The 3,188-nt window shown below is 69.1% G+C and carries 3 protein-coding genes; 2 read left to right on the top strand and 1 reads right to left on the bottom strand.

Features of this window, described 5'->3' with window-relative positions; all coding sequences use genetic code 11:
- On the top strand, nt 1-1,512 hold a 1,512-nt coding region (locus tag V6M42_RS02425; RefSeq protein ID WP_332676901.1), incomplete at its 5' end, for an ATP-binding protein.
- A 12-nt stretch (nt 1,513-1,524) separates the two neighbouring features.
- Here the strand turns inward: V6M42_RS02425 and hemF are convergent.
- Nucleotides 1,525-2,403: an oxygen-dependent coproporphyrinogen oxidase gene (gene hemF / locus V6M42_RS02420; protein WP_332676899.1), complete on the bottom strand. Its 879-nt coding sequence runs from the start codon at nt 2,401-2,403 to the stop codon at nt 1,525-1,527.
- A 107-nt stretch (nt 2,404-2,510) separates the two neighbouring features.
- On the opposite strand from hemF, the gene V6M42_RS02415 reads away from it, so the two are divergent.
- Nucleotides 2,511-3,188 (top strand): dipeptidase (locus V6M42_RS02415; protein WP_332676897.1); only part of this gene is annotated, 678 nt, incomplete at its 3' end.

Here is a 3,188-nt window from a genome sequence, read left to right as displayed (position 1 = left end):
CGCCGGGACGTGAATGCACTGCGCCGCCTTGAGGCCGAGACGGGCATCCCGTCCGAGGTCGACCACGTCGAGGCCGAGGTGCTGTTCGCGGAGGGCCGGCACGAGGCGGCCTTCCGCATCCTCCGGGCGCATATGCTCGAGAGCGAGATCGATGCCGCCCGAAGCTACAGCGCCGGCATACACCAGGTGACCGGCAATATGCAGCAGCAGCTGGCCGAGCGCCGGACCCAGCTGGAGACGGCGCGGTCCAACACCGGCCTGCAGCGGGCGGTCATAGGCATCGGGGTGATCTTCCTGCTGTTCGCCGGCGCCACCCTCGTCTGGCAGTATCGCCAGAGCGGACGGCTGCGTCTGGCCCAGCGCCGGGCCGAGGAGGCGAACCGGGCCAAGAGCGAGTTCCTCGCCAATATGAGCCATGAGATCCGCACGCCCCTGAACGGCGTGGTGTCGATGGCCGATACCCTGGCGCGTCGCGAGCTGCAGCCGGAAGAGCATGAGATGGTCGAGCTGATCCGCTCGTCCGGCGCGACCCTGGAGCGGCTGCTGTCCGACATTCTCGACAGCGCCAAGATCGAGTCGGGCCAGCTGACGTTCGAGCCCGCGCCCTTCGACCTGGAGCAGTCGGTCAAGGACGTCGCCGCCCTGTGGCGGGTCAAGGCCGAGGACCAGGGCGTGGCCATGGTGGTCGAGTTCGACGAGGCGCTGTCGGGACTGGTCGAGGGCGACATGGTGCGTCTGCGGCAGGTGCTGACCAACCTGGTCAGCAATGCGCTGAAATTCACCTCTTCGGGCTCGGTGCGTCTGTCGGTGATGTCGACCATGGACGGTGCGGCGGTGTTCCGGGTCACGGACACGGGCGTCGGCTTCGACCCCGATCAGAAGGGCCGCATCTTCCGCCGCTTCCAGCAGGCCGACGGCTCGATCACGCGCCGCTACGGCGGCACGGGTCTGGGCCTGACCATTTCGAACGCCCTGGTCGAGCTGATGGGCGGGACGGCCCTGGATTGCGACAGCGCGCCCGGCAAGGGCTCGACCTTCTGGTTCGAGATTCCGATGCGGAAGGTCGCCGAGCCCGTGGCCGAGACGGACGCCGCGGCGACGGCGGACGTCGCCGCGACGCCGCTGCGCATCCTGCTGGCCGATGATCACCCCGCCAACCGCAAGGTCGTCGAGATCATGCTCTCGGCCACGGAGATGGAGCTGGTCACGGTCGAGGACGGCCAACAGGCGGTCGACGCCTTCAGAGGCGGCGGCTTCGATCTGGTCCTGATGGACATGCAGATGCCGGTCATGGACGGGCTGACCGCGACCCGCGAGATCCGCGCCCTCGAGGCGGCGGGCGGACTGAAGCGGACGCCGGTGGTGATGCTGACCGCCAACGCCATGGCCGAGCACGTGGCGTCAGGCCGGGCGGCGGGCGCGGATGGTCACCTGACCAAGCCGGTGACCCTGGTCAGCCTGTTCGGCGCCATCGCCGGCGCCATGGAAGAGCCGGAGCGCGAGGCGGCCTGAGCCCCCTTCGCCTCAGGGCCACTTCACCACGGGCGGCATCGAACTGAGGATCGAGTCGACATTGCCGCCGGTCTTGAGGCCGAACATCGTGCCGCGGTCGTAGAGCAGGTTGAACTCGACGTAGCGACCGCGCCGGACCAGCTGTTCCTCGCGCTCTTCCGCCGTCCAGGGCTCGGCCATGCGTCCCGCGACGATGGCGGAATAGGCGTCGAGGAAGCGGGTTCCGACATCGCGGGTGAAGGCGAAATCCTTCGCATAGTCGCCGCTGTCGTGGTGGTCGTAGAAGATGCCCCCGGTGCCGCGCGGCTCGTTGCGGTGCGCCAGCCAGAAATATTCGTCGCACCAGACCTTGAAGCGGGCGTGCCAGTCCGGATCGTGGGCGTCGCAGGCGGCCTTCATGGCGGCGTGGAAGGCGACGGTGTCGGGCGCATCCGGGCGCCGGTCGACGTCGAGCACGGGGGTCAGGTCGCCGCCGCCGCCGAACCAGCTCTGCGTCGTGGCGATGAAGCGGGTGTTCATATGCACCGCCGGGACGCGCGGGCTGACCGGATGGGCGATCAGGCTGATGCCGGTGGCGAAGAAGCGGGGATCCTCGGCCGCGCCGGGAACGGTCTTCGCATAGTCGGCGGGGAAGCTTCCGTGGACGGTCGAGACGTGGACCCCGACCTTTTCGAACAGCCGCCCGTGCATCATGCCCATAACGCCGCCCCCGCCCTCGGGCCGGTCCCAGGGTGTGCGGACGAAACGGCCGGGTTCGCCGGGGAAGAGGTCCGCGGGCGCCGAGTCTTCCAGCGCCTCGAAGCCGGCGTGGATGCGGTCGCGCAGCGTCTCGAACCAGGCCCGGGTCTCGGTCTTGCGTTGATCCAGCGAGGGGGCGGCGGCGTCGGTCATGGGGGGTCTGTAATAGGTCCGGGTTCGAGGGAGAAGTGCGGCGGATGCGCCTTGCCAACCCCGTCGCGTCTGGCACTGTCCCGCGTTGCAGTTTCGGGGAGCCCGCCATGATCCGCACCATCCTTCTGACCACCGTCGCCGCCGTCCTGATCGCCGGTCCCGTTCTGGCCCAGAGCCCTGACGCGGCCGGGGAGGCGAGGGCGCGGCGGATACTGGAGCGGACGCCGCTGATCGACGGGCACAACGACCTGCCATGGGCGCTTCGGCAGGGGCACGGGAACGATCCCTACGCGGTCGACCTCACCGCCAACCTGGACGCCACCACGGACCTGCACACCGATATTCCGCGTCTGCGCGCCGGCGGGGTCGGAGGGCAGTTCTGGTCGGTCTATGTGCCCGCGACCCTGACGCCGACCGAGGCGGCGCGCGAAACCTTCGAACAGATCGACACGGTCAAGCGCATCGTCGCGGCGCATCCGGACACGTTCGAACTGGCCGTGACCGCCGCCGACGTCGAGCGCATTCACCGCCGCGGCAGGATCGCCTCGCTGATCGGCATGGAGGGCGGCTATTCGATCGACGACTCCCTCGGTCTGCTGCGCGAATTCTTCGACGCGGGCGCCCGCTACATCACCCTGACCCACTCGCGGACCACGACCTGGGCCGACAGCGCCACCGACGCGCCGAAATGGGGCGGACTGTCGCCGTTCGGCGAGCAGGTGGTGCGCGAGATGAACCGGCTGGGGATGATGGTCGACCTGAGCCACGTCTCGGAAGACACGATG

This window comes from Brevundimonas sp. (assembly GCF_036677305.1).
Lineage (GTDB): Bacteria > Pseudomonadota > Alphaproteobacteria > Caulobacterales > Caulobacteraceae > Brevundimonas.
Note: the sequence above shows the minus strand (reverse complement) of the source record. Positions and strands in the feature narration are given on the sequence as shown.

Excerpts from the sequence above, each read along its gene's own strand:
- hemF (WP_332676899.1), bottom strand. The coding sequence starts at position 2,403 with ATGACCGACGCCGCCGCCCCCTCGCTGGATCAACGCAAGACCGAGACC.